The organism is Syntrophobacter fumaroxidans MPOB, assembly GCF_000014965.1.
Taxonomy (GTDB): Bacteria; Desulfobacterota; Syntrophobacteria; order Syntrophobacterales; family Syntrophobacteraceae; genus Syntrophobacter; species Syntrophobacter fumaroxidans.
Map to the genome: position 1 here is coordinate 1,114,323 of NC_008554.1, position 20,024 is coordinate 1,134,346.

16 protein-coding genes and 1 pseudogene are annotated in these 20,024 nt (G+C 60.2%); 11 read left to right on the top strand and 6 right to left on the bottom strand.

Going from position 1 to position 20,024, the window contains the following annotated elements:
• Positions 1-104 precede the first annotated feature (104 nt).
• The 4 genes from SFUM_RS04680 to SFUM_RS04695 all read left to right on the top strand — a co-directional run bounded on the left by SFUM_RS04680 (position 105) and on the right by SFUM_RS04695 (position 5,442).
• On the top strand, positions 105-959 hold the full coding sequence (locus SFUM_RS04680) for a rhomboid family intramembrane serine protease (protein ID WP_011697771.1): 855 nt from the start codon (positions 105-107) through the stop codon (positions 957-959).
• Positions 960-1,315: 356 nt separating this feature from the next.
• Positions 1,316-2,491, top strand: coding sequence for a hypothetical protein (locus SFUM_RS04685; RefSeq protein WP_011697772.1), 1,176 nt, complete (start codon positions 1,316-1,318; stop codon positions 2,489-2,491).
• A 252-nt stretch (positions 2,492-2,743) separates the two neighbouring features.
• On the top strand, positions 2,744-3,229 hold the full coding sequence (locus SFUM_RS04690; protein WP_011697773.1) for an adenosine-specific kinase: 486 nt from the start codon (positions 2,744-2,746) through the stop codon (positions 3,227-3,229).
• A gap of 605 nt (positions 3,230-3,834) precedes the next feature.
• Positions 3,835-5,442 carry a GAF domain-containing protein gene (locus tag SFUM_RS04695; RefSeq protein WP_011697774.1) on the top strand — a complete coding sequence of 536 codons (1,608 nt, stop codon included), beginning with the start codon at positions 3,835-3,837 and terminating at the stop codon, positions 5,440-5,442.
• A 172-nt stretch (positions 5,443-5,614) separates the two neighbouring features.
• On the opposite strand, the gene SFUM_RS04700 is transcribed toward SFUM_RS04695, so the two are convergent.
• Positions 5,615-6,736 (bottom strand): GNAT family N-acetyltransferase, encoded by a 1,122-nt coding sequence (locus SFUM_RS04700; RefSeq protein WP_011697775.1) that lies wholly within the window; start codon positions 6,734-6,736, stop codon positions 5,615-5,617.
• A gap of 328 nt (positions 6,737-7,064) precedes the next feature.
• Between SFUM_RS04700 and SFUM_RS04705 the strand changes: the two genes are divergently transcribed.
• Positions 7,065-9,110 carry a B12-binding domain-containing radical SAM protein gene (locus SFUM_RS04705; RefSeq protein ID WP_011697776.1) on the top strand — a complete coding sequence of 682 codons (2,046 nt, stop codon included), beginning with the start codon at positions 7,065-7,067 and terminating at the stop codon, positions 9,108-9,110.
• Positions 9,111-9,311: 201 nt separating this feature from the next.
• Positions 9,312-10,286: a dipeptidase gene (locus SFUM_RS04710; protein ID WP_011697777.1), complete on the top strand. Its 975-nt coding sequence runs from the start codon at positions 9,312-9,314 to the stop codon at positions 10,284-10,286.
• 38 nt (positions 10,287-10,324) lie between these two features.
• Here SFUM_RS04710 and SFUM_RS04715 read toward each other — a convergent pair whose 3' ends face one another.
• Positions 10,325-11,464 carry an aminotransferase class V-fold PLP-dependent enzyme gene (locus SFUM_RS04715; RefSeq protein ID WP_011697778.1) on the bottom strand — a complete coding sequence of 380 codons (1,140 nt, stop codon included), beginning with the start codon at positions 11,462-11,464 and terminating at the stop codon, positions 10,325-10,327.
• Between the two features lie 154 nt (positions 11,465-11,618).
• Between SFUM_RS04715 and SFUM_RS04720 the strand changes: the two genes are divergently transcribed.
• The 4 genes from SFUM_RS04720 to SFUM_RS04735 all read left to right on the top strand — a co-directional run bounded on the left by SFUM_RS04720 (position 11,619) and on the right by SFUM_RS04735 (position 15,355).
• Positions 11,619-12,317, top strand: coding sequence for a Bax inhibitor-1/YccA family protein (locus SFUM_RS04720; RefSeq protein WP_011697779.1), 699 nt, complete (start codon positions 11,619-11,621; stop codon positions 12,315-12,317).
• Positions 12,318-12,748: 431 nt separating this feature from the next.
• Positions 12,749-13,243: a hypothetical protein gene (locus SFUM_RS04725; RefSeq protein WP_041439855.1), complete on the top strand. Its 495-nt coding sequence runs from the start codon at positions 12,749-12,751 to the stop codon at positions 13,241-13,243.
• Between the two features lie 502 nt (positions 13,244-13,745).
• Positions 13,746-14,435 carry a poly-gamma-glutamate hydrolase family protein gene (locus SFUM_RS04730; protein ID WP_011697782.1) on the top strand — a complete coding sequence of 230 codons (690 nt, stop codon included), beginning with the start codon at positions 13,746-13,748 and terminating at the stop codon, positions 14,433-14,435.
• 74 nt (positions 14,436-14,509) lie between these two features.
• The gene (locus tag SFUM_RS04735; protein ID WP_011697783.1) at positions 14,510-15,355 is read left to right on the top strand and encodes a ribonuclease H-like domain-containing protein; all 846 of its coding nucleotides are present in this window, start codon (positions 14,510-14,512) and stop codon (positions 15,353-15,355) included.
• A gap of 35 nt (positions 15,356-15,390) precedes the next feature.
• Here SFUM_RS04735 and SFUM_RS04740 read toward each other — a convergent pair whose 3' ends face one another.
• Positions 15,391-15,867 (bottom strand): hypothetical protein, encoded by a 477-nt coding sequence (locus SFUM_RS04740; RefSeq protein ID WP_150109432.1) that lies wholly within the window; start codon positions 15,865-15,867, stop codon positions 15,391-15,393.
• Between the two features lie 155 nt (positions 15,868-16,022).
• The gene (locus SFUM_RS04745; RefSeq protein WP_208597107.1) at positions 16,023-16,874 is read right to left on the bottom strand and encodes an alpha/beta hydrolase; all 852 of its coding nucleotides are present in this window, start codon (positions 16,872-16,874) and stop codon (positions 16,023-16,025) included.
• A 595-nt stretch (positions 16,875-17,469) separates the two neighbouring features.
• Between SFUM_RS04745 and SFUM_RS04750 the strand changes: the two genes are divergently transcribed.
• Positions 17,470-18,315: a 4Fe-4S binding protein gene (locus tag SFUM_RS04750; protein WP_011697786.1), complete on the top strand. Its 846-nt coding sequence runs from the start codon at positions 17,470-17,472 to the stop codon at positions 18,313-18,315.
• A 19-nt stretch (positions 18,316-18,334) separates the two neighbouring features.
• Here SFUM_RS04750 and SFUM_RS24095 read toward each other — a convergent pair.
• Positions 18,335-18,510 (bottom strand): annotated as a pseudogene (locus SFUM_RS24095) (transcriptional regulator); the annotation flags it as partial.
• 2 nt (positions 18,511-18,512) lie between these two features.
• A complete protein-coding gene (locus SFUM_RS04760; protein ID WP_011697787.1) occupies positions 18,513-19,544 on the bottom strand; it encodes a methyltransferase in 1,032 nt (343 codons plus the stop codon).
• Positions 19,545-20,024 lie beyond the last annotated feature (480 nt).

Here is a 20,024-nt window from a genome sequence, read left to right on the forward strand (position 1 = left end):
GGGATCGGCGCGCGGAGACCTGCTGCTCATTCGCGTTCGGATCGCGGAACGTGGGCGCGGCGACGGCTCGGTCGTCGGTAACCCGGCATATACTCGGAGTGACAATGGACATTCAAGGCAGGCGTTCGATTCTATGCCCGAACTGCAGGAGGCTCATCAGCACGGACGAGACCTCCTGCCCTCACTGTGGATTGTCCCGTCCCGGTTCCCGCTGGAGAAACAACTTGTGGACCGGGAATTTCTTCAGCTCTCATCAGCTCGTTCGGACGATCATTTTCATCAACGCGGGCATGTTTGTCCTGTCGCTTATCATTGCCCCGAGCTCCGCCGGTTTCTCCATGAACCCGCTCAACTTTCTGTCTCCCGGCAGCAGGAGCCTGTTGCTCCTGGGGGCGACGGGAAGGATTCCCATAGACCAGTTCGACCGCTGGTGGACCCTGCTGTCCGCGAGCTACCTGCACGGCAGCATCCTTCACATCCTGTTCAATATGATGGCGTTCAGCCAGATCGCTCCCCTCATTGTTCATGAATACGGCGCGTCCAGGACCCTGGCCATTTACACCTTGAGCGGCATCGGCGGGTACGTGCTCTCCTACTTCGCGGGGACCGCCGTCACCCTGGGCGCTTCCGCCGCCGTCTGCGGACTCATCGGCGCGGCCCTTTACTACGGCAGGAGCCGCGGGGGCCAGTTCGGCCAACTCGTCTACCGCCAGGTGAGCGGCTGGGTGATCGGCCTTTTCATTTTCGGGTTTCTGTTTCCGGGAATCGACAATTGGGCGCACGGGGGCGGATTACTGACCGGAATACTGGCCGGGTTTGTACTCGGTTACCAGGAACGGCAGCCCGAGCGGCTCCTGCACAAAACCGTCGGCAACCTGTGCGTCATTGCCACCGCGCTGACACTGGTTTATGCCGTCGGCACTTCCTTCCTGATCATTTTTCGCGTCGGGCTCGGATAGCACCGCAAACGACGGGCGGGAGCGGGAGGCCGGCTGCGCGCGGCCCGCCCCACCCTCCTGCCGCCTCCTGCGTCGCGCCTGCGACAGCCGCAAAGCATGAAAACAGGCTCACCCGGGAATCTCTTTTCTACGTAATTTTCCGTGATGCTCGCCGCACCCGCATAACCTGGTGTGAGAACATCTCCCCTCTCCACCGCCCCACCCAACGCACATCCCCGCTGGCAACCCCGTAAGCTGACAGGTTGTGTGGAAGAGCGATTTGTACGATACTATAGCATTGGACGGAATTGCCCGCGGGTCCGCCGGACACGGCAGGGCGCCGCATTCCCGCATGGAGCGGGGATCGGGGAGGGAAAATGAAGCCGGACGCACGGTTCTCCATTGCCGAAGAAATCATGCTCGATTTTGCCGGACGAACCGGGCTTTCACCATCCGGGGAGCCCCCGCGGCGCTACTTGTGGACCGACGCCTTCGCCGTTTGCAACTACCTGGAGCTTCACCGGCGCAGCGGAGCGGCCAGGTATCGCGACCTTGCCCTGCTGCTGGTCGATCAGGTTCACCACGTGCTCGGACGGCACCGCCCGGACGATTCAAGAAGCGGTTGGATCAGCGGCATGGAGGAGTGCGAGGGCGAAATTCATCCGACGTTCGGCGGATTGAGGATCGGCAAAAAGCTGAACGAACGCGCTCCGAACGACCGCATTGATGAGCGTCTGGAATGGGACCGGGACGGGCAGTACTACCATTACCTTACGAAATGGATGCATGCGCTGAGCCGGGTGAGTCGCGTCACCGAAAACATGAAGTACAACACCTGGGCTGTCGAGCTCGCTCGAACCGCTCACCGCGGGTTTCTTTACGCCCCCTCGTTCGGCGGCCGCAAGATGATGTACTGGAAGATGAACATCGACCTTTCCGCTCCGCTCGTGAGGTCCATGGGACAGCACGATCCGCTGGACGGCTTCATCACCTATAACGAGCTCGCCGCGTGCGCCGCAAAGGCGCCGCCCTGGGCGGGGGAAGACGTCCTGGGAAAAGAAATTGCCGATATTGAAAAGATCTGCCTCGGCAAGACCTGGACCACCGACGATCCTCTCGGCATCGGCGGTCTTCTGTTCGACGCCTTCAGGGTGGTGCAACTGATGACCGGAGGGTCCTTCGAGGGAAACGATCTGCTGACCGCTCTGCTCGATGCCGCCCGGGTCGGCCTCAACGCCTGCTTGCGCAGGAACTCGCTGGAGCTTCCCGCAGATTATCGTCTTGCCTTCAGGGAACTCGGCCTTTCCATCGGCCTGAAGGCCATCGACAGGCTCTGGCGGCTCATCGAAAGGAAACCCGACCTGTTTCGCGAAAGGCAGGAACTGCGCGCGCGGGTGGAAGCACTCATGCGCTACACGCCCCTCGTGGAGATCATCGAGGGGTTCTGGCTCGATGACGGGAACAGGCAGGCCGAGTCCTGGACGGAGCACGAGGACATCAATTCGGTCATGCTTGCCACGAGCCTGATTCCCGACGGTTTCCTGACGCTCTAGATCGTGCGGGAATGATTCGTCCCCCGGGTGTGCCGCCCGTCGGGCAAAGCCCAACCCTTAACCGGAAAGCGGCCGGCCCATGGAAAGAACAGGAACCGCCGCCGCGGATTCCTCCGGTTCGAAACATCCGGGCACTCGCGGGCGAAATCGGTGACGTTCGCCCGGCCTCTTATCCTGGGAAAATTAAAGGAAAGGCGGAGTTTTTCATTGCTTCCTCGATCGCCAGAGTCGGAACTCAAGGAGGAATGACGTATGCAGATCAAAACGGTAGGAATCGAAAAGCCGGAACCCATCAATTTCATTCTTGGCCAGACGCACTTCATCAAATCCGTCGAGGACATCCATGAGGCCCTGGTATCCGCCGTGCCCGGAATCAAATTCGGGCTGGGCTTTTGTGAAGCATCCGGGAAATGCCTGGTGAGATTGACCGGAACCGATCCCGACATGGTCGAGCTTGCCCGCAGGAACGCAAGCGCCGTGGCCGCGGGTCACACGTTCATCATCTTCCTCGGCGAGGGTTTCTTCCCCGTCAATGTTCTCAACGCCGTCAAGATGGTGCCCGAAGTGTGCCGCATTTTCTGCGCCACGGCCAATCCCACCCAGGTGCTGATCGCCGAAACGGAGCTCGGTCGAGGCGTTATAGGGGTTGTGGACGGGTTCGCGCCCAAGGGGATCGAGGGTGAGGAAGACGTCAAGTGGCGCAAGGATTTCCTGCGCATGATCGGATACAAGCTGTGATGCCGATTCGTGTTCGAGACCGCGGAACGAGGGATCGGGGGAAGGCGGGGCGGTACGCATGACAACGTTGCCTCTGCGGCCCGCGCGATTGCAAATGGAGGCCATGTGTCCTGCCTCCCGGTGTTTCCGGCCTGAACGCAACCGCCCATGATGCGCGTTTCACCGGCAAGGCCTCGAAAACGTTCATTCTCCGGGTGATGGTCATGTCTCGGGCGACACCGGCAATCCCGGTATGACGGGAGGACGCTCGCCGGAAACCGTCAGCCCCTTCCTCCCCGGGCATTTGCCCGAAACCGGCAACCGGCGGCTTCGCATCCCGGAGGTTAGAAAGATCGGTTCGGCGCGGCGTTGCATGGCGTGCAAGCAAGATTAATTTTGGCCTCACCCATGGAAGTTGTTCATTTTCTTATTGAAGTTTTGAATTCCCTCTGTATATGTGTATCAACCCCCTCAGCGGCGCGCCCGAAGGCTTTTCCGACTCCCGCAAGCGCGGGAGTTGCCCCGTTTACAAATAGCGAAAACATTCCGGCCTTCGGATTCATGCTATGATTATTGACAACCGATTGAGTAATTGAAACGCAGAGGGTTACAAAACGGGGTGGAACATGGGTTCTGGCGCGGTGCTCCTGAACAAGGTTCTTGAAAGAAGGCTTCGAAGGGCGGACATCAGGCTTATTCTCGACACATTGTGCCGTGATGACCAGGATACTTTCCTCGATGAATTGTCGGACGTTCTCAGAAAGCTGATTACCCTCACCGAGGTGTCGACCCGGCTGAGCGAATCTCTTTCCCTGGACGTCCTGCTCTCCCGTCTGATCGAGATCACGACAGAATCCCTGGAAGCCTACCGGGGAACCGTTTTCCTACATGACAAAGACACCAACGAGCTGTACTCGCGCGCGGCCCTGGGCAATCTCATCCAGGAGATTCGCATTCCGATCCATCAGGGCATCGTCGGGAACGTCTTTGTCACGGGACAGCCGGTCAACATCGACGACGCCTACGCCGATGCGCGTTTCAACCCCGAGATGGACAAGAAGACCGGGTACAAGACGCGAAACGTGCTTGCGGTGCCCATCAAGACCAAAGACCGCCAGATTGTCGGTGTGATTCAGCTCCTCAACAAGAAATCGGGGAGCTTTTCCGAAAACGACCTGTTGATGCTCGAGGCCATCGGCGGCCAGGCCGCCGCCGCCCTTCAGAACGCGCAGACGTATGAAATAGTGTCCCGCACCCGGCACGAAGAATCCATGCTGTTTCAACAGGTGGGAAAGGAGAGGCGCGAAGAGGCTCAGTTCTTCAAGTTCACCAGGGAGATTTTTTTTGAGCTCCGCATGGAATCCCTCTTCAAGAAGATCACCGAAACCACCGCGACCCTCCTCGCGGCGGAAAGGAGCGTCCTCTACCTCCACGACGACAAGGCCAACGAACTCTGGTCCATGACAACCCACGAATCCCAGACCGTGAGAGTGAGATTTCCAAGCCACCTGGGGATTGCCGGAAGCGCTCTGATAACCGGCGAGATCGTGAATATCCCCGACACGGCAAAGCTGCCTTCTTCCATCTTCCCGGTGGACATCGAACCCGGCTTCCCCGCCCACTCCGTGCTCTGTGCGCCCATCAAGACGTCACAGGGAAAGGTTGTCGGCGTGATCCAGGTGAGAAACAAGAAAGGCGGCCCATTTGACCGGGCCGACGAAAGCCGGCTCGAAATCTTTGCCGGGTACGCCTCCATTGCTATCAGGAATGCCGAGCTCTTCGAGGCGACACTCAAGTCCGCGAACTATTTCGAGTCGATCTTCAGGACCCTTCCCAATGGTCTATTGCTCATGAACGCCAACCGGACCATCGAGGACTGCAACGACGCCGCCTCGGAGATACTCGACCTTCCGAAGGACCGGATCGTCGGCAGCCAGGTTGGGGACATCTTCCTGGGAGACAGCAAGTGCGTGACGAACGCCGTCGAACGCGTCGTGCAGTCGGCCAAACCCGAAGTGGGGATGTACGCGAGGCTCAATCTGCTCGAGGGCAGGGTTGTCACGTTGAACCTCAGCGTGCTGCCGATCCTTGCGGATCATGATCGTATCGCAGGGGCCATCCTCGCTCTCGACCCTCTCGTCACCAGAGGAACCTACCGGACGCTCCAGGGCTATCGGAACCAGAATCCCCCGGCCTACATTCCCATCAACAGCGTTATTTCCACCGGCAGTTAGCGCCCTGAGCCGCCGATGCGGCACAAAATCACGGATCTTCCTGCCCGGGACACTGGCATCTCTTGACGGAGCGGTTATCATATAAGTGGAAAGAAAACTCTTTCCTCCTCCTCAGAGAGTCGGGTGTCCCCCTCCTTACCCGGCTCTCTGTCTTTCTTGACGGCCGCGTTCCTCAGCCTTTTCCGGGCACCTGCTGCAACCGGTTCAATATCGCGGCGGCAACGCGTCGCTTTCGTTCTCCGTGGAATTTTATGAAGTGGTGAACGGGAACCGTTTCATAGCCTCGGATAAGCTTGTGTTCACCGCCGAAACCCGGATCCATCATCTGGAAACCTCGATCGATGGCGTGCCGGATGGGAAAGTAGTAACAGCTGGAGAAGTGCAGGAAGGGAATCTCCTCGGTGCATCCCCAGTAACGGCCGTACAATTCCGCCGCCTTGTGGTAGAAAAGCGCCATCGCCAGGCGCCGGCGTCCCCGCATCGCCACGGAAAAGCTCACCCTGTGCCTGAACGAATCACCCAGCATCCTGAAGAAGGATCCATTGAGAAAAGGCCTCAGACCGTTTCCCATGTGCTTGTGCCAGGTTTTTTCATACAGTCTGTGCATCTCGAGGAAATCGGACTGCGAAGCTTCCCTGCCGTCCAGCATTTCGAACGAAATCCCCGCGTCTTGGATGGCTCGGATTTCCCGTTTGATTTTCGTCCTTCTGCTCGATTTGAACGATCCCAGGTAATCGTTGAAACTGAGATAGCCCCGGTTGAACCACAGCGTGTAGCCTGCCGTGAGGTTCGTGTAGCCGCGCTGCAGGAGAAGATGACGCAAGGCGGGCCCGCGGGATGCCACGAAATAGATTCGGCTGGTTGAGAGGTCCTGCGCCTCGCACAGGCGGTCGATTTCATCGAGCATGAGGGCGAAGATCTCCAGCGGACTGCGATCTCCAAGACAAAGGAAACGGTAGCCGGGGACCGGCGTAAAAGGAACGGCACCGACCAGTCCCCGCTGATACGGCAGGCCGCTCAACTGGCTCAGGAATTCGATCAATCCGCCGTCGCCGAATTCAACCCATGCACGGTCTCTCCGGTACAGCGGCGCGAGGGCCACCGGGCGATCATCGCAATAGAGCACGAGGTGAGCGGGAAAGTAACCCTTCTCGGGACCGACCGATCCGGACTCCTCCAGGGCGCAGAAGTACTCCCATTCCATCATCGGATTGGCGTCTGCGGCAAGTCCGTTCCAGACTTCACCGCCGACCTCGCGCGCACTTGCGAACGTTTCGAAATGAACCGCCATCATCGGGTCCTCGCGTGAAAACCTCCGCCGGGGAATGTGCCGCGGCACCGGTCCCCACAGCCTGTCGATCACCGGTCAGCCGCCCGAACATGTGAACCCTCCGGTGCCGAGGATTCAACCTATATTAACCTGAAAGCGGGAATCCATCCTCACGAATCGAACCGTTGCGCCCCTTCCCTTCCGGTGGTCCGTCCATCGGCCTCTTCAACAAATCATTTGACCTTTCCCGGAGACGACCTTATCTATTCCAGCAAGAACGGACCGGCGCCCGGCGCCTTCCGCCGTGTGCGCCTCGACCGCCGCGAACCCCTCAACCCGGATATCGCTTCTCATGAGAATCGCCCTGGTCTTTCCGCCTTTCTACCTCGAGCCCATGTATAACATGCCTCCCCTGGGCCTGATCCACCTGGCGACAAACCTCGCCGCCGACGGTCATGACCCGTTCATTCTCGACTTTCCCCTGGACATTCGTCGAGGAAGGCTCCACTTGGGAAAGCGGATCTACGCCGACTGCGCTTCCAGGATACTGGAAGAAGACCCGGGCATGGTCGGCTTTTCGGTGCAATGCACCACTTTCCCGGGCGCGGTCCGTATCGCGCAACTGGTGAAAGCTCAAAACCCCGGCATCAAGATCGTGTTCGGAGGACACAGCGCATCCGCGGTGGATATCGAAACCCTCGAGGCATTCCCCTGGATCGACGCGGTCGTGCGCGGCGAGGGGGAGATCACGATGTCCGAGCTCGCTTCGCGCTGCGTCCGGGCGGAGGGGCTCCACGGCGTCCGGGGGCTTTCCTTTCGTGACGGCGGCACAGTCTTTCGAAACGGGGATCGCGAGCTGATCGCCGACCTGGATGAACTGCCCCTGGCCGACTACTCGTTCGTACCTCCCTTTTCCACCTACCGGGATTCCTGCGGCATTCCGCGAAGCATCGCCATCCTCGAAGTCGGCCGCGGCTGCCCCCACCATTGCATCTATTGTTCCCAGTCGGTCATGTGGAGACGTCGGCAGAGAACGTATTCGGTTCCCCGGCTGATCCGGGAAATGCGTAACCTGCGGGACCGGTACGGGGCCCAGTGTTTTCTGCTCGCCTACGATCAGTTCACGGCGCGGAGAAGCTTCGTGGAACAGTTCTGCGGCACGCTCATCGAAACCGGTCTGAACCGTGTTCCCTGGTATTGCATCTCGAGGCTCGACACCGTGGACGCGGAGCTTCTCGGGCTCATGCGGGAGGCCGGATGCGAATCCATGTGCTACGGCATCGATTCCGGCTCGAAAAGAACCCTTGCCTTCATTCGGAAAAACATCGACGGCGACATTCTTCTCCGTCGCGTGAGGGAGACCACGGACCAGGGCATCGTTCCGACGCTCAGCTTTGTGATCGGTTTTCCGGAGGAGGAACGGGAAGACATCGACGCCACCCTGGAACTGACGCTGCGAACCGGTGTGCAGGGAGGCATCAACCCGTTGCTGCAACTGGCGACCGTCCTCCCCGGAACCGATCTCTTTCAGGGGTATGCCGACCGCCTGGTCCGCTCGGTGGACACCTATTTCTCGCTGGGCATCGAATTCGACGGGGCAAGACGCCTCCGATCGGACGATGAACTCATCGATGCCCACCCCGCGATTTTTTGCAGCTTCTACAACCTTCCCTGCCCCGCCTTCCCGCTTGAAACGCTGAACGTTCTCGCCGTCGGGTTTCCCCTGATCGTCAACTTCTATCCACGCTCGTTTCTGCTCCTGATGCTGGAGGCCGGCGAGTCGCCCTCCGGCTTGTTTTTCCGTTTCATGGATTGGCTGGCTCAAACCGGCCGAAAGACGGACTCGACGCTTTCCCCCCGGGACTGTTACAATCATTTTGCCGCGTTCACCGTGGAGACCGTAGCCTCCCTGGACCATCTCGAGAGGCATTACCTGCCCGAGATGATCCGGTACGAGACGATGGCGCTTGAGGCCGGAAAGTTCGATTCGGCGGATACCGCCTTCTTCATGGATCTTTCCGGTATAGGAAATCTCAAACCGCTTCTCGCGAGAAACATCGTCCTCGGGGAGTTCACTTTCAATCTGCCGGACATTATTTTGGACATCAAACACGGGGTTTTGGACAAGACCTATTCGCCATCGCGGACCTTCATGGTCTTTTCGCACCGGGCGAACGAACTCGACGTAAAGGAAATCAACGATTTCGGAATGGACCTGCTGCGGCGCTGCGACGGCACAACGACCGTCGCGGACATTAGTCGGGATCTTTTTGCGGCTTATGGGAAGGAATCTACTCACGAGGCGTTTTTCGACCTCTGTGTGGATGCGATTCGGGAACTGGCCGAGCTGAATCTGGTGCAGCCCGGATCGCCTCATCACTTGCCGGAAAGGGGGTGAGCGAAGTGCTGAAGGTAAAGGAAGTGGAGAAGAAGGTGGTAATGGCGGCCGTGTGTCATGCCCCGTCGGATGTGAGGCATGTTCCGACGTGACACGCACCGACGGAATCTCCGGTTCGGAGATGATCGACGATGATTTACTGAACGAGCCGGGGCGGGCTCCCATGGTCGCCCCGGTCGCCATGCAGGCGGACACCTTTCGATGACGCAGCCCGGTTCGCAGACATCCGCCCTTCCAGTCTTCGCCGCAATCGACGGACACGTCGATCTCATTTATGAAATGACGAGACGGCATTCCAATGTGCCGCTGAGGAGCATCATCGACGGCGCGGTGACCCTTGCCGGCATGAGGGAGGGCAACGTCCGCGCGATCGCGGCCGCCCTGTATTGCGCGGATTCCTTCAACGGACAGGGCTCGGCCGCTCCGTATCTGCGCTCCCTCATCGACTACGCGGCGGCATACTTCACGGGACTCGATCGCATCGAGTCTCCAGGAGATCTACAGCGGTGCCTCGAGCATGAGGCGTTCCCGGGATACCTGCTCCTGATCGAGAACAGCGACGCCCTGCTCGACCTAGACCTCGACGAGCTCAAGAATGCGGGCATGAGGATAGCCGGGCTGACGCACGCCGGAAGCAACCGGTTGGGGGACGGCAACGGGGTGCAATGCCCGCAAGGGCTCACGGCCGCCGGGAAACGGTTGGTGAAGGAGCTCGGCGCACGGGGGTTCGCCATAGATGTTGCCCACCTCGCGGACCCGGGCCTTGCAGACCTTCTCCGCCTGTTTGACGGTCCCATCGTGTCTTCTCACACCGGGTTCCGGTTCTTCTGCGACACTCCCCGGAATCTGACCCGGCAGCAGCTGGGGGCTCTCTTTGCGCGCGACGGCATCGTGGGAATCACGGTCAACCCGGAAATGCTGTCTTCGAAGGGACGAGCCGGTATCGAGGATGTCTTCCGGCATATCGACTGGGTGGCCCAGAAGCACGGTCCGGATCATGTCGCCATCGGGAGCGATTTTTGCGGCTTCGATTGTCCCAACGCAGACCTGTGGGACATCTCCCGGCTGCCGCTGATCGCGGAGGTCCTCCGGAAACGGGGTTACCCGGATGATGCCGTGGAGCGTATCATGGGCGGGAACTGGCGTCGTTTCTACCAGGCGCTGCTCGCGGGATGACGCCTCCGCCGCGCGGGGCGGCGGCCGCTTGCAACCGCTCACCCCGTGGGGCGATACGCATCCAGCGCGTCGAGGAATGCGTCGATGTCCTCGGCGTTGTTGTAAAAATGAGGCGAGAGCCGAATGTATCGGCCGCGCCGGGATACGCAAACGTTTCGCCGGTTGAAGAAATCGAACAGCTCCTGGGGATTTCCCGGCGGGATGAAACTGATGATTCCCGAGCGGTTCTTCTTCTCCACGGGCGACACCACTTCGAGGCTCCTTTCCCGCAGTCCGTCCAGGACGCGATCGTTCAGCGCGAGAATGCTCTCCGACACGGTGTCGATTCCGACCTCCAACAGCAATCCCAAGGCGGCTCCCAGGCCCAGAATCCCCGCCACGTTGCCGGTCCCCGTTTCGAACCGCAAAGCGTCTTTTTTCAAGGAAAGACTCAGCGTCTCGAAATTGTTCTCGTCGACCACGCTTCGCCATCCGACGCGCCCCGGGCGGACCATTTCGTCGACATCCCGGGATATGTAGAGCGCCCCTGAGCCCATCAAACCGAGGAGCCATTTGTGAGCGCCCGCAGCCAGGAAATGAATGCCGCATTTGTGGACGTCGAGCGCGAACGCGCCAAGACTCTGTATGGCGTCCACGCAAAACAGGATTCCCTTTTCGCGACAGAATTCACCCACGGCTTCGAGATCGCAGAGAAAGCCCGTGGCGTAATCCACCGAGCTCACCGCCAGCAGGCGGACGCCGGGACGGAACGCCTCCTCGAGCTCCGCCGGTCCGAACCTGCCCAGGTTTTTGCAGTAGAAACGCATTTGGACTCCGAGCCGTTCGAGGTTGAGCCACGGATACACATTGGCCGGAAAGTCGGGCATGGGCACCAGCACGGCGTCCCCGGGCTTCCAGTCCAGGCCTTCCGCGATGATGCTCAAGCCGTCGGAGGTATTCCCGGTGAAGGCGATTTCCCCGGGCTCCGCGTTGATCAGCCGAGCGAAGCGGCGACGCGCTTCGGCGACGCCTTCCATCCATTCTCCGTAGCGGACCGGACCGGATTCGACCAGTGCATCGAGAAACGACACAACGGCCGCGCGCACCCTGAGCGAAGAAGCGGATACCGCCGCGTGGTTCAGGAAGGCGTAGCGATCCGTTACCGGGAACAATGCGCGATACCGCTTGGTGGTTTTCACTCGATGCTCCTTTTGAATTCTCTCGACAGATCCCGACGGAACATTATATTAAACCAGACTCGGTCTTTTCGAGAAGAATAAGAGGAACCTGGAGCGGTCCGACGCCTGCCGGACCCGAAACGCGGTCTGTACGATCGAAAGGAAGGGATTTTTGATGGAGAGACAATACTATCCACAGCAAGATCAGGTTGTGGCCATTCAAAGTGATTTTGTCCGCCGTGTGTACAACTGGATGGGGATCGGGCTTGCCACGACGGCAGTGGTCGCCATGCTCACATTTTCCAGCTCAACGACCAGTCGACTGCTCGCTCAATATCCCGGCCTGATGCTGGGTCTCGTCCTCGCGGAGCTCGGTCTCGTGATCGCCATCAGCGCCGGTATAAACCGGTTTCGCGCCTCGAGCGCAACGCTCATGTTTTTCATTTACTCCGCGCTGAATGGAGTGACCCTCTCGGTCATTTTTCTTGTCTACGCACATTCGTCCATTGCCAACACGTTTTTCGTGACGGCCGGAATGTTTGCGATCATGAGCGTCTACGGCTACACGACCCGCACGGACCTGACATCCTTGGGCAACTTCCTTTTCATGGGCCTGATCGGAATCATTCTGGCATCCGTGGTGAACATTTTCCTCGGCAGTCAATCCCTTGACTGGATTATTTCCTGCCTGGGCGTGATCATCTTCGTCGGCCTCACCGCCTACGATACTCAGTCCATCAAGGCAATGGCCCACGGCGGGTTCGCCGATGCGGAAACCGAACAGAAGGCGGCGGTGATTGGAGCATTGCGGCTGTATCTTGACTTCATCAACCTCTTCCTCATGCTGCTCAGGCTCTTCGGGCGCCGCGACTGATACCGCCCGACCGTGTAAAACACCGTCCGGTTCCTTCTGCGGGAATGACCGGTCTCCCGGAAGGAACCGTGAAACGCAAACGTGAGCGCCCACGAATCGACACGACGGAAAGGCAAACCTCCGCCCGAACATCCCGCGGGTCCTTCCGGCGAAAGGCTGATGCCGGCGTGTTTTTCCTGATCGCGGTGGAGCCTCGGAGGCGAAAGACCATGGAGGCTCCACGCCTTTATGCCTCCACCGCTCCGGTTAAAATCCTGCCCTGACATATTGCCTGTTTTCCCCTCTTGCTTATCTTTTTAAAAAGGATATTCGGAAATTGGCAGATAGCTGCTTCTACTTCTTCTCCAGTAATAGGAGTTGAAAGATGTGCTGTGTCGAAGTCCGGAGAAACGGCTTTGGATCCTGACACAATGAGAGCGAGGAGTGACGAAATGAAAAGATTGATCCTGATGCTTCCCATCATGTTGTCCCTTGTGCTCTTGCCGATGGGAGCGACCGCGCAACAGGCAAGCGGAAGTCCGGCGGAGACCACCGTCGCAATGAAGCATGCACCGATGCACCATGACACGGGAAAAACAAGCGAAGAAACGGCCGCGGAGTGCCTCCGATGGCGGGAGAAACTCCAGGCGATGGACAAGAGCCTGAATGAGAAGGTCGTCGCCATGAACGAGGCCAAAGGCGATGCGAAGCTTGCCGCAATGGCCGCGGTGCTCAATGAATTGGTTGCCCAGCGCAAGGACATGAGGGAGATGATGTCCTGGGTGCATCACGACAAAATGGGTCGTATGTGCGCCATGATGGACCACCGGATGGATATGCGGGGCATGCATGGAGGCGCCATGATGCATCACGGGACAGCCGGCTTCGGTCAGCAGGGAACCGGCGGAACGAGCGGCAGCGGCACGGGCGCCGGTTCTTCACAGTAGATTGCCGATCAGAGCCACGCACCTTTGGAACGAACAGACACGGCATCACACGTGTGATCGCCGTGTCTGCATTTCCGGCTTTTCTCGGAACGAACGGCCGGCACTCCCCGCAAGCAACCGCCCTGCAAGGGAACGACCCACGCGGACATGGCGTCAATCACCCCTCTCCTGATTTGGATTTGCCGATTCCCACCCGTTGGTTTAGACTTCAGGGCGGCACTCCCGGGTGGTGTTTTCAGAGGAATTCGACGCCCGGCTTTCCTGCATCGGCGTGGCGTCAGTCCCCGAAACGGCGGAGGCCCGCATTTCTCTGCGAAGGCGATTCCCGGGAAATTGCGCACCCGGCGGTTCGCGGTGGACCTCCCGGAAGCGATTGAAGCGAACATCGCCGATGCCGCCTCTCCCGGCCGGGTGATTCCCGACCGGGCCGGCCGCTGTTGCCGGGGATACCGCCCAGGGGGCAAACGCCCTGCGATGAGGCACAACTGCGGGATGCTCTCACATGCCTATCCGATCCGATCGTTTCCACAGCTACGCGGAACTCAAGGCGGCCGAGCGCGAAGGAACGGACTACCGTATCACCGTGCGGCCCGGGAAACTGCCCATCGCGGTCATGGCTCCGCACGGCGGGGGGATCGAGCCCGGCACATCGGAGCTCGCACGGGCCGTTGCCGATGGGAAGTTCACCTGCTACTGCTTCGACGGCGTCAAGCCCCGAGGCAACGGGAGCCTGCACCTGACCAGTACCCGTTTTGACGAGCCGTTGGGTGTGGGCGTGGCGTCCGGGGCACATACCGTCGTCACCCTGCATGGCTGCGGAGGCGGGGGAGAATATGTTCTCGTCGGTGGAGGCAATGCTTTGCTGGGCGACCGGATCAGGACGGTTTTGCCGGGGACCGGTATTGCGGTGCGTCAAGGCTCCCGGCTTGCCGGCAGGAGCCCGTTGAATCTGTGCAACCGGTGCGGGAACTGCGGGGGAGTGCAACTGGAGCTCTCGCGCGGCCTTCGCGCCGGGATGTTTAAGGACCTCACGCCTGAAGGTCGAAAGATCACCACCGCCGTGTTCGAAACGTTCGTATCCCGTCTCCGGGACCTGCTGACGGATTACGAGAGGGAGATCGAAAAAAAGACGGCCCGGCTCGCACCCGGCAAGGAATCGTTGAGAGATTTCACGGCGCCCTCGGCCGACTGAAGCGGGAATCGGAAACAGATGATGCGGCCGATTCACCTTCAACGTTTCGCCCGCCGACCGGAGGAAGTATCCTGATGCTGCAAAACACTTTCTGTCACCTGCCGGGGATCGGCTTTCGCACGGAACGGCAGCTTTGGGACCGCGGCGTTCATTCCTGGGACGTTTTCCGGACGGAATCCACTCCACTCCCCTTTGGAAAAGCCAGGGCGGCCGCTCTCAGAAAAGACCTGGGGCATTCGCTGGCGCATCTGCGCGAAACCGACGCGCGGTTCTTCGCCGAGAGGCTCCCTTCGGACCTGCACTGGCGGTTGTTCCGGGATTTCAGGCATTCCACCGCCTACCTGGACATCGAGACGACCGGTCTCGGGTATCCCGACGATCACATCACCACCATTGCGCTTTATGACGGGAAATCCCTGCGCACTTACATCCATGGGGACAATCTCCACCGGTTCGCCGCCGACATCGCCCGCTTCGAGCTGATCGTCACGTACAACGGGAAGTGTTTCGATCTTCCTTTCATCAGGGATTTCCTGGAAGTCGAACTGGATCAGGCCCATATCGATCTCCGCTACGTCCTGAGAAGTCTCGGGTATTCAGGGGGGCTCAAGGGCTGTGAGAGGCAGATCGGAATCTGCAGGGACACACTGGAAGGCGTGGACGGTTATTTTGCGGTTCTGCTCTGGCAGGAGTACGTCGAGCGCAACGACATGAAGGCGCTGCAGACCCTCCTGGCATACAACGCCATGGACACGGTCAACCTGGAAAAGCTCATGGTTCTCGCCTACAACCTGAAGCTGCGGGACACCCCGTTTCCGGAGCTGAGGATCGACGAGGACCCCGCTACGCCGGATATTCCTTTCGAGCCCGACATCGATACGATCAACCGGATCAGGCATCGTTTTTTCGGGTATGCCTGAAGCGGTCCCGCGGGGTCCCACAAGAAGATCGACCGTTACCGAACGGGATATTTCCAGAAATAGGCGCTGCCCCCTCCCTCGTGATCGCCGCCTCCGAGAGCCGTTCCCTGATAGCTGAAGGCCATCGAAACGGTGTTCGGCGGCAGCGGGACCCTGGTCTTGAAGGACAACGGAGTCAGGTCGTCCCGTGAGCTGCCGATCAGTCCGTGGGTGCCGAGGACCTTGCCCTGAGCGTCAATGAGAATCACCGCCAGGTGAAAATCGTGGACCAGCGTGAAATTGTCCCTCAGCAGGTCCGCAAAATAGATGGTCCCGTCGATATGCATCTGGTCTTGTTTGCGCGCATAGTGATACTTGACCGAGAGGTCCCTGGCCTGCCAGCTTCCGTTGTGCTCTCCCTCGACGAGCGCCGTCCGTTCCTCCTCCGCAACGTGCCCTCCACCGGTGTAGAAGGTCACGTTCTGACACCCGGCCAGGAGAAGAACCACTGCCGTCGCAAGCAATGATTTCATCCCGCGCATGGGAATCCTCCGCATGTTCCGTCAATTACCCCCGCCCGGATTGCGCATTCGCCGCGAGGGGACCCTCGGGCCGGTCAGACGGGTTGTCGATCCTCCGGCCCATGAACAAGATAATCAGGGCGGAGCCGTTGCCAAGTGGTTCCGTCCTAACGCGGCCATCCAGGCAGATGTTGCCGTAGGAAACCTGAAATTCCTTCCCGGAATCGTGATTCGGACACAATGAAACCGCTGTTGTGGTCGCCTTCCATTTCGACGAACTCCTTCGGCTGTCCGGCGACTCTGAAAAGCTCGCACCCGTGGCTGTAGGGAACGATTTCATCTTGACGGCTGTGCATGATCAACACGGGGCAGTTCACACCGCGCAAATACTCCGCCGTGCCGTAGTTGAATCTCGACAGGAGTCTCACCGGCAAGAACGGGTACACCGTCTGGCCGAGCTCCGTGAGAGACGTGAACGTCGATTGCACGATCAGCGCTGCGGGGGTGTGCTCCCTGGCGAGCCGGGCAGCGACGGCCCCTCCCAGGGATTTCCCCAGGATCACGATATTTCGGGCATCGATGCCCCGTGTATCGACCAGGTAGTGCCAGGCCGCCTCGGCGTCCCGGTAGGTGCCTTCCTCCGTAGGCTTGCCCGCGCTGTTCCCATACCCGCGATAGTCAAAAATCAAGCAGGAAAGTGAAAGATCGTTGAGAATCCGGATCAGCGGCATGCGGTGCGAGATGTTGCCGCCGTTCCCATGACAGATGAGTACAACGCCCCGGGATTGTTCGGCCGGCACGAACCATGCCGCGATCTCGATCCGGTCCCGCGTATGGAAAAACACCGCCTCGTACGGCAGGTTCACGTCGTGAGGCGAGCACGTCATTTCCTTGTCCGGGAAATAGACGAGGTGCGATTGAAAAACAAACATGAGCCCGGCCAGGACACCATAGAGCAGAACGAATCCCGCAAAGACATGCATGAGCTGTCTTCCCAAAGACGATCTCCCTTTCATCATTCAGCAAGCTCGCTTGCCGCTTCGTCCGTCGTGCGGTAAAAGTCGAAGAGCTCCCGGCCGCATACCCGTTTCGAAATCTATTGCAGGCGGCCGCCGAAACATCCCACCCCAACGCACACTCATGAACGGAGGCTGCGGAAAACTCGAAGCAGCCGGTTTCCAGGCGCTTCATTCGACCTTATATCATTATCGTACGTCTTTAGGCCACAAGCGCGCACGGACCGGACCCGCCCGGACCTCCTTTCATCCGGAGGATTCCGAGAGGAAATCTTCGCTCCGCCGGGCAGGCCCGAGGGTCCCGACCCCGTGAGGCAACGGTTCTCCGAGGCGCCGCGAACCGTCCACCCGATGCGTATTCCCGACGCGCCCGTAACCCTTGAGCTCTCGCGGGATTCGCGCCGGCGGGAGATCGCGGGACGTGGGGACCCTTGTACGGCATTGGCGCCTCCGCGTGGACCTCAACGGCGTCTTTGGTGCTTTGCGGCGAAGTCCCGGGTCGTTCCGATTTCCGCGCGCGAGGGACACAAGGCGCCCGGCCTTTTCAACGGGCCGTCCGGGAATTCCCGATGACGGCCAAGCAGTGGAGCGAGCACCCATGTGCCAATTCTGTCACCAGCACGGTGAAGGCAGGAAGTGGTACCTGAAGGCGGAGAATTACTCGGCGGACCTGCTCTCGGACATTCGCCGCCGCCGCTACATCGATGAATTCATCAGAAGCATCGGAAACGGAACGGCATCGGAGCTCGAACGGACATTCCACCGGGCCATGCGGCTCCCGGCATGGCTCCGCCACCTGGGATACAAATACCATGAAAGAAGGTACAGGAAGGATCATTTCGGCCAGGTGGTGCCCATCGAAGATCTCCGCCTCGTATTCGATCTTTCCAACTCCGTGGTGCGCATGCCGTGCCTGTGCCGGAAGAACACCACCGGGCGCTCCGATGCGGCGTATTGCTTCGGGCTGGGGATCGATCCCGAGAGACTCCTCGACATCAAGGAGGCCTTCCTGGAGACCTTTCGGCCGGGCCCCGACGCGACGCTCTTCGAACGCATGTCCCGCGAGGAAGCCCTCGAGCTCCACCGATCTTTCGAAGCACAGGGGCTCATTCACACCGTCTGGACCTTCAAGAGTCCCTTCATCGGCGCAATCTGCAACTGCGACCGCCGCGACTGCCTGGCGATGGTGAGCCACCGGTACGGTTTCCAGCTCTTTTTCCGTGCCGAGTACGTCGCCTCCATCGACAAGGACGCCTGCATCGGCTGCCGGGCATGCCTCAAAATGTGCCAGTTCGGCGCCATTGGCTTCTCGGTCCTCGACCGCAATGCGGACATCGACCCCCTGCGCTGCTACGGGTGCGGAGTCTGCCGGGAGGCATGCGAAGCGGGGGCCATCCGTCTCGATGCCCGCCACGAACATCCGCTGGCGCGCAACCTGTGGTGAGGCGCGCTCACCCGGCCGCCGCAAGCGCCTCGAAGCCCACCGTCGCATTCACCAGGTCGCGCAGAATGACCCGGGCCGTCTCCGGTTCGCTGTTCAGGACAGCATGGCCGCCTCGTCCAGCATGGCTTCGGCGAACCCGGGGTCGCGCCGGACGCGCTCCACCACGGTCTGCTTGAAATCCCTCGTCAACGCCAAGCTCATTGCCTCCTTGTTCCCGGCGTCGTGACGTCATGGGTCTTTCCCCGGGCCGGCTTGCGCGCTTCCACGAGACCGTCCATACGCTCACCCCGCCTGACCAGGGCCACGTCCGTGAAACCCGCCTCCACCAGGCCGGCCTCAACTTCCTCGAAGGTGAACGTGTCCCCGTCGCTCGTGTTCACCAGCATGTTGATGGCGAACACCGCGCCGGCCGGCGGCTTCGTCCGGGTTTCGTCCATGATGTGATCGCGGATCAGGAGAGTTCCCCCAGGCTCGAGTGCCCTGAACACCTTGCGGTAGAGCTCGAGGTTCTCCTCGTCGCCGTTCTGATGGATGATCGCCGACAGCAGTGCGAAATCGCATCCTCGGGGCAGCTCATCCCGGTAGAAGTCACCGGCGACGAGCTCGACCCGGTCGAGAAGTCCCTCGGCCGACAGGCGCTCGCGCGCCATGGGGATGACAGAGTCCAAATCGAAGAGGATCGCCTTCAGCCCCGGGTTCTTCTTGAGGAAGGCTATGGTATAGGTCCCCGAAGCACCCCCGATGTCGAGCAGCTTCCTGTATCGGCCCGCATCGTATCCGCCGGCGACGTCGGCGGACAGATCCCGCCCGATGGCATGCATGGCCCCGATGAACGCCCTTCGGCTTTCCTCCGACATTCCCGTGCCCGGCTTGCGCTCGGGCGGTGTGCCCCGCCTGACGATTTCGGTGAGCGAGGTCCAGTTATCCCACAGCCGGATCATGTGCAACAGCATGGGACGAACGCTTTCAGGGTGATTCGAGGCGTAACGCGCCCCCTGGTCGGTCGCGCGGTACCGGCCGCCCTCCTTTTCCAGCAATCCGAACCCGACCAGGCAGTCCAACACCCGCGAGGTTCCCCTGGGGTCCAGGCCCAGCCGTTCGGCAAGTTCCTCTCCCGTGTATGCCCGCTCCCGCAAACACCCCCAAAAGTCCAGTTCGGCTGCGGTGAGAATGATCCTGCTCCTCATGAAGTCCATTCCGACACTCATGACATCCCGATAGTCGGCCATTCCAAAGCTCCTTTCGTCTGGTCGGCGCGTGGGCGCGTTTCCGGCGGCCCGTTTCCACCGGGTAATGATACATGCTATTCATTCCAACTCAAACCGAAAGCCCGATCGACGCTCAATTTCATCCACACCTGACAGCGGCTCGCCTTCGATACGACAACATTGGCGGGAGGGTACAAAGCCCGCCCCCGCGGTCACTCCGGCCATGCAGGAGGCCGGGCTTGCTCCGCCCGCCTCCCCTTCCGCCGCCTTCTCATCCCGCGACCTCGAACGCGAAGCGGTGGAAAAAAACGCAGGGCATGTTCTCCGCCGCGGTGCCCGCTCGTCGCTCCTCGCCTTCCATCCATTGTGTCGCCGGCACAAGGACTCATGCGACCGGATCGACGGATGCGGCTCCCGGTGCCGCCCCTCGGCCCCCTAATTCCATCGTCGCCATCCCGAAGCCCCGAGCAGGGGGGGGGAGAATCGAACGCTCCGTGACGG

Excerpts from the sequence above, each read along its gene's own strand:
- SFUM_RS04680 (WP_011697771.1), top strand. The coding sequence starts at position 105 with ATGGACATTCAAGGCAGGCGTTCGATTCTATGCCCGAACTGCAGGAGG.
- SFUM_RS04685 (WP_011697772.1), top strand. The coding sequence starts at position 1,316 with ATGAAGCCGGACGCACGGTTCTCCATTGCCGAAGAAATCATGCTCGAT.
- SFUM_RS04690 (WP_011697773.1), top strand. The coding sequence starts at position 2,744 with ATGCAGATCAAAACGGTAGGAATCGAAAAGCCGGAACCCATCAATTTC.
- SFUM_RS04695 (WP_011697774.1), top strand. The coding sequence starts at position 3,835 with ATGGGTTCTGGCGCGGTGCTCCTGAACAAGGTTCTTGAAAGAAGGCTT.
- SFUM_RS04700 (WP_011697775.1), bottom strand. The coding sequence starts at position 6,736 with ATGATGGCGGTTCATTTCGAAACGTTCGCAAGTGCGCGCGAGGTCGGC.
- SFUM_RS04705 (WP_011697776.1), top strand. The coding sequence starts at position 7,065 with ATGAGAATCGCCCTGGTCTTTCCGCCTTTCTACCTCGAGCCCATGTAT.
- SFUM_RS04710 (WP_011697777.1), top strand. The coding sequence starts at position 9,312 with ATGACGCAGCCCGGTTCGCAGACATCCGCCCTTCCAGTCTTCGCCGCA.
- SFUM_RS04720 (WP_011697779.1), top strand. The coding sequence starts at position 11,619 with ATGGAGAGACAATACTATCCACAGCAAGATCAGGTTGTGGCCATTCAA.
- SFUM_RS04725 (WP_041439855.1), top strand. The coding sequence starts at position 12,749 with ATGAAAAGATTGATCCTGATGCTTCCCATCATGTTGTCCCTTGTGCTC.
- SFUM_RS04730 (WP_011697782.1), top strand. The coding sequence starts at position 13,746 with ATGCCTATCCGATCCGATCGTTTCCACAGCTACGCGGAACTCAAGGCG.
- SFUM_RS04735 (WP_011697783.1), top strand. The coding sequence starts at position 14,510 with ATGCTGCAAAACACTTTCTGTCACCTGCCGGGGATCGGCTTTCGCACG.
- SFUM_RS04740 (WP_150109432.1), bottom strand. The coding sequence starts at position 15,867 with ATGAAATCATTGCTTGCGACGGCAGTGGTTCTTCTCCTGGCCGGGTGT.
- SFUM_RS04745 (WP_208597107.1), bottom strand. The coding sequence starts at position 16,874 with ATGATGAAAGGGAGATCGTCTTTGGGAAGACAGCTCATGCATGTCTTT.
- SFUM_RS04750 (WP_011697786.1), top strand. The coding sequence starts at position 17,470 with ATGTGCCAATTCTGTCACCAGCACGGTGAAGGCAGGAAGTGGTACCTG.
- SFUM_RS04760 (WP_011697787.1), bottom strand. The coding sequence starts at position 19,544 with ATGGCCGACTATCGGGATGTCATGAGTGTCGGAATGGACTTCATGAGG.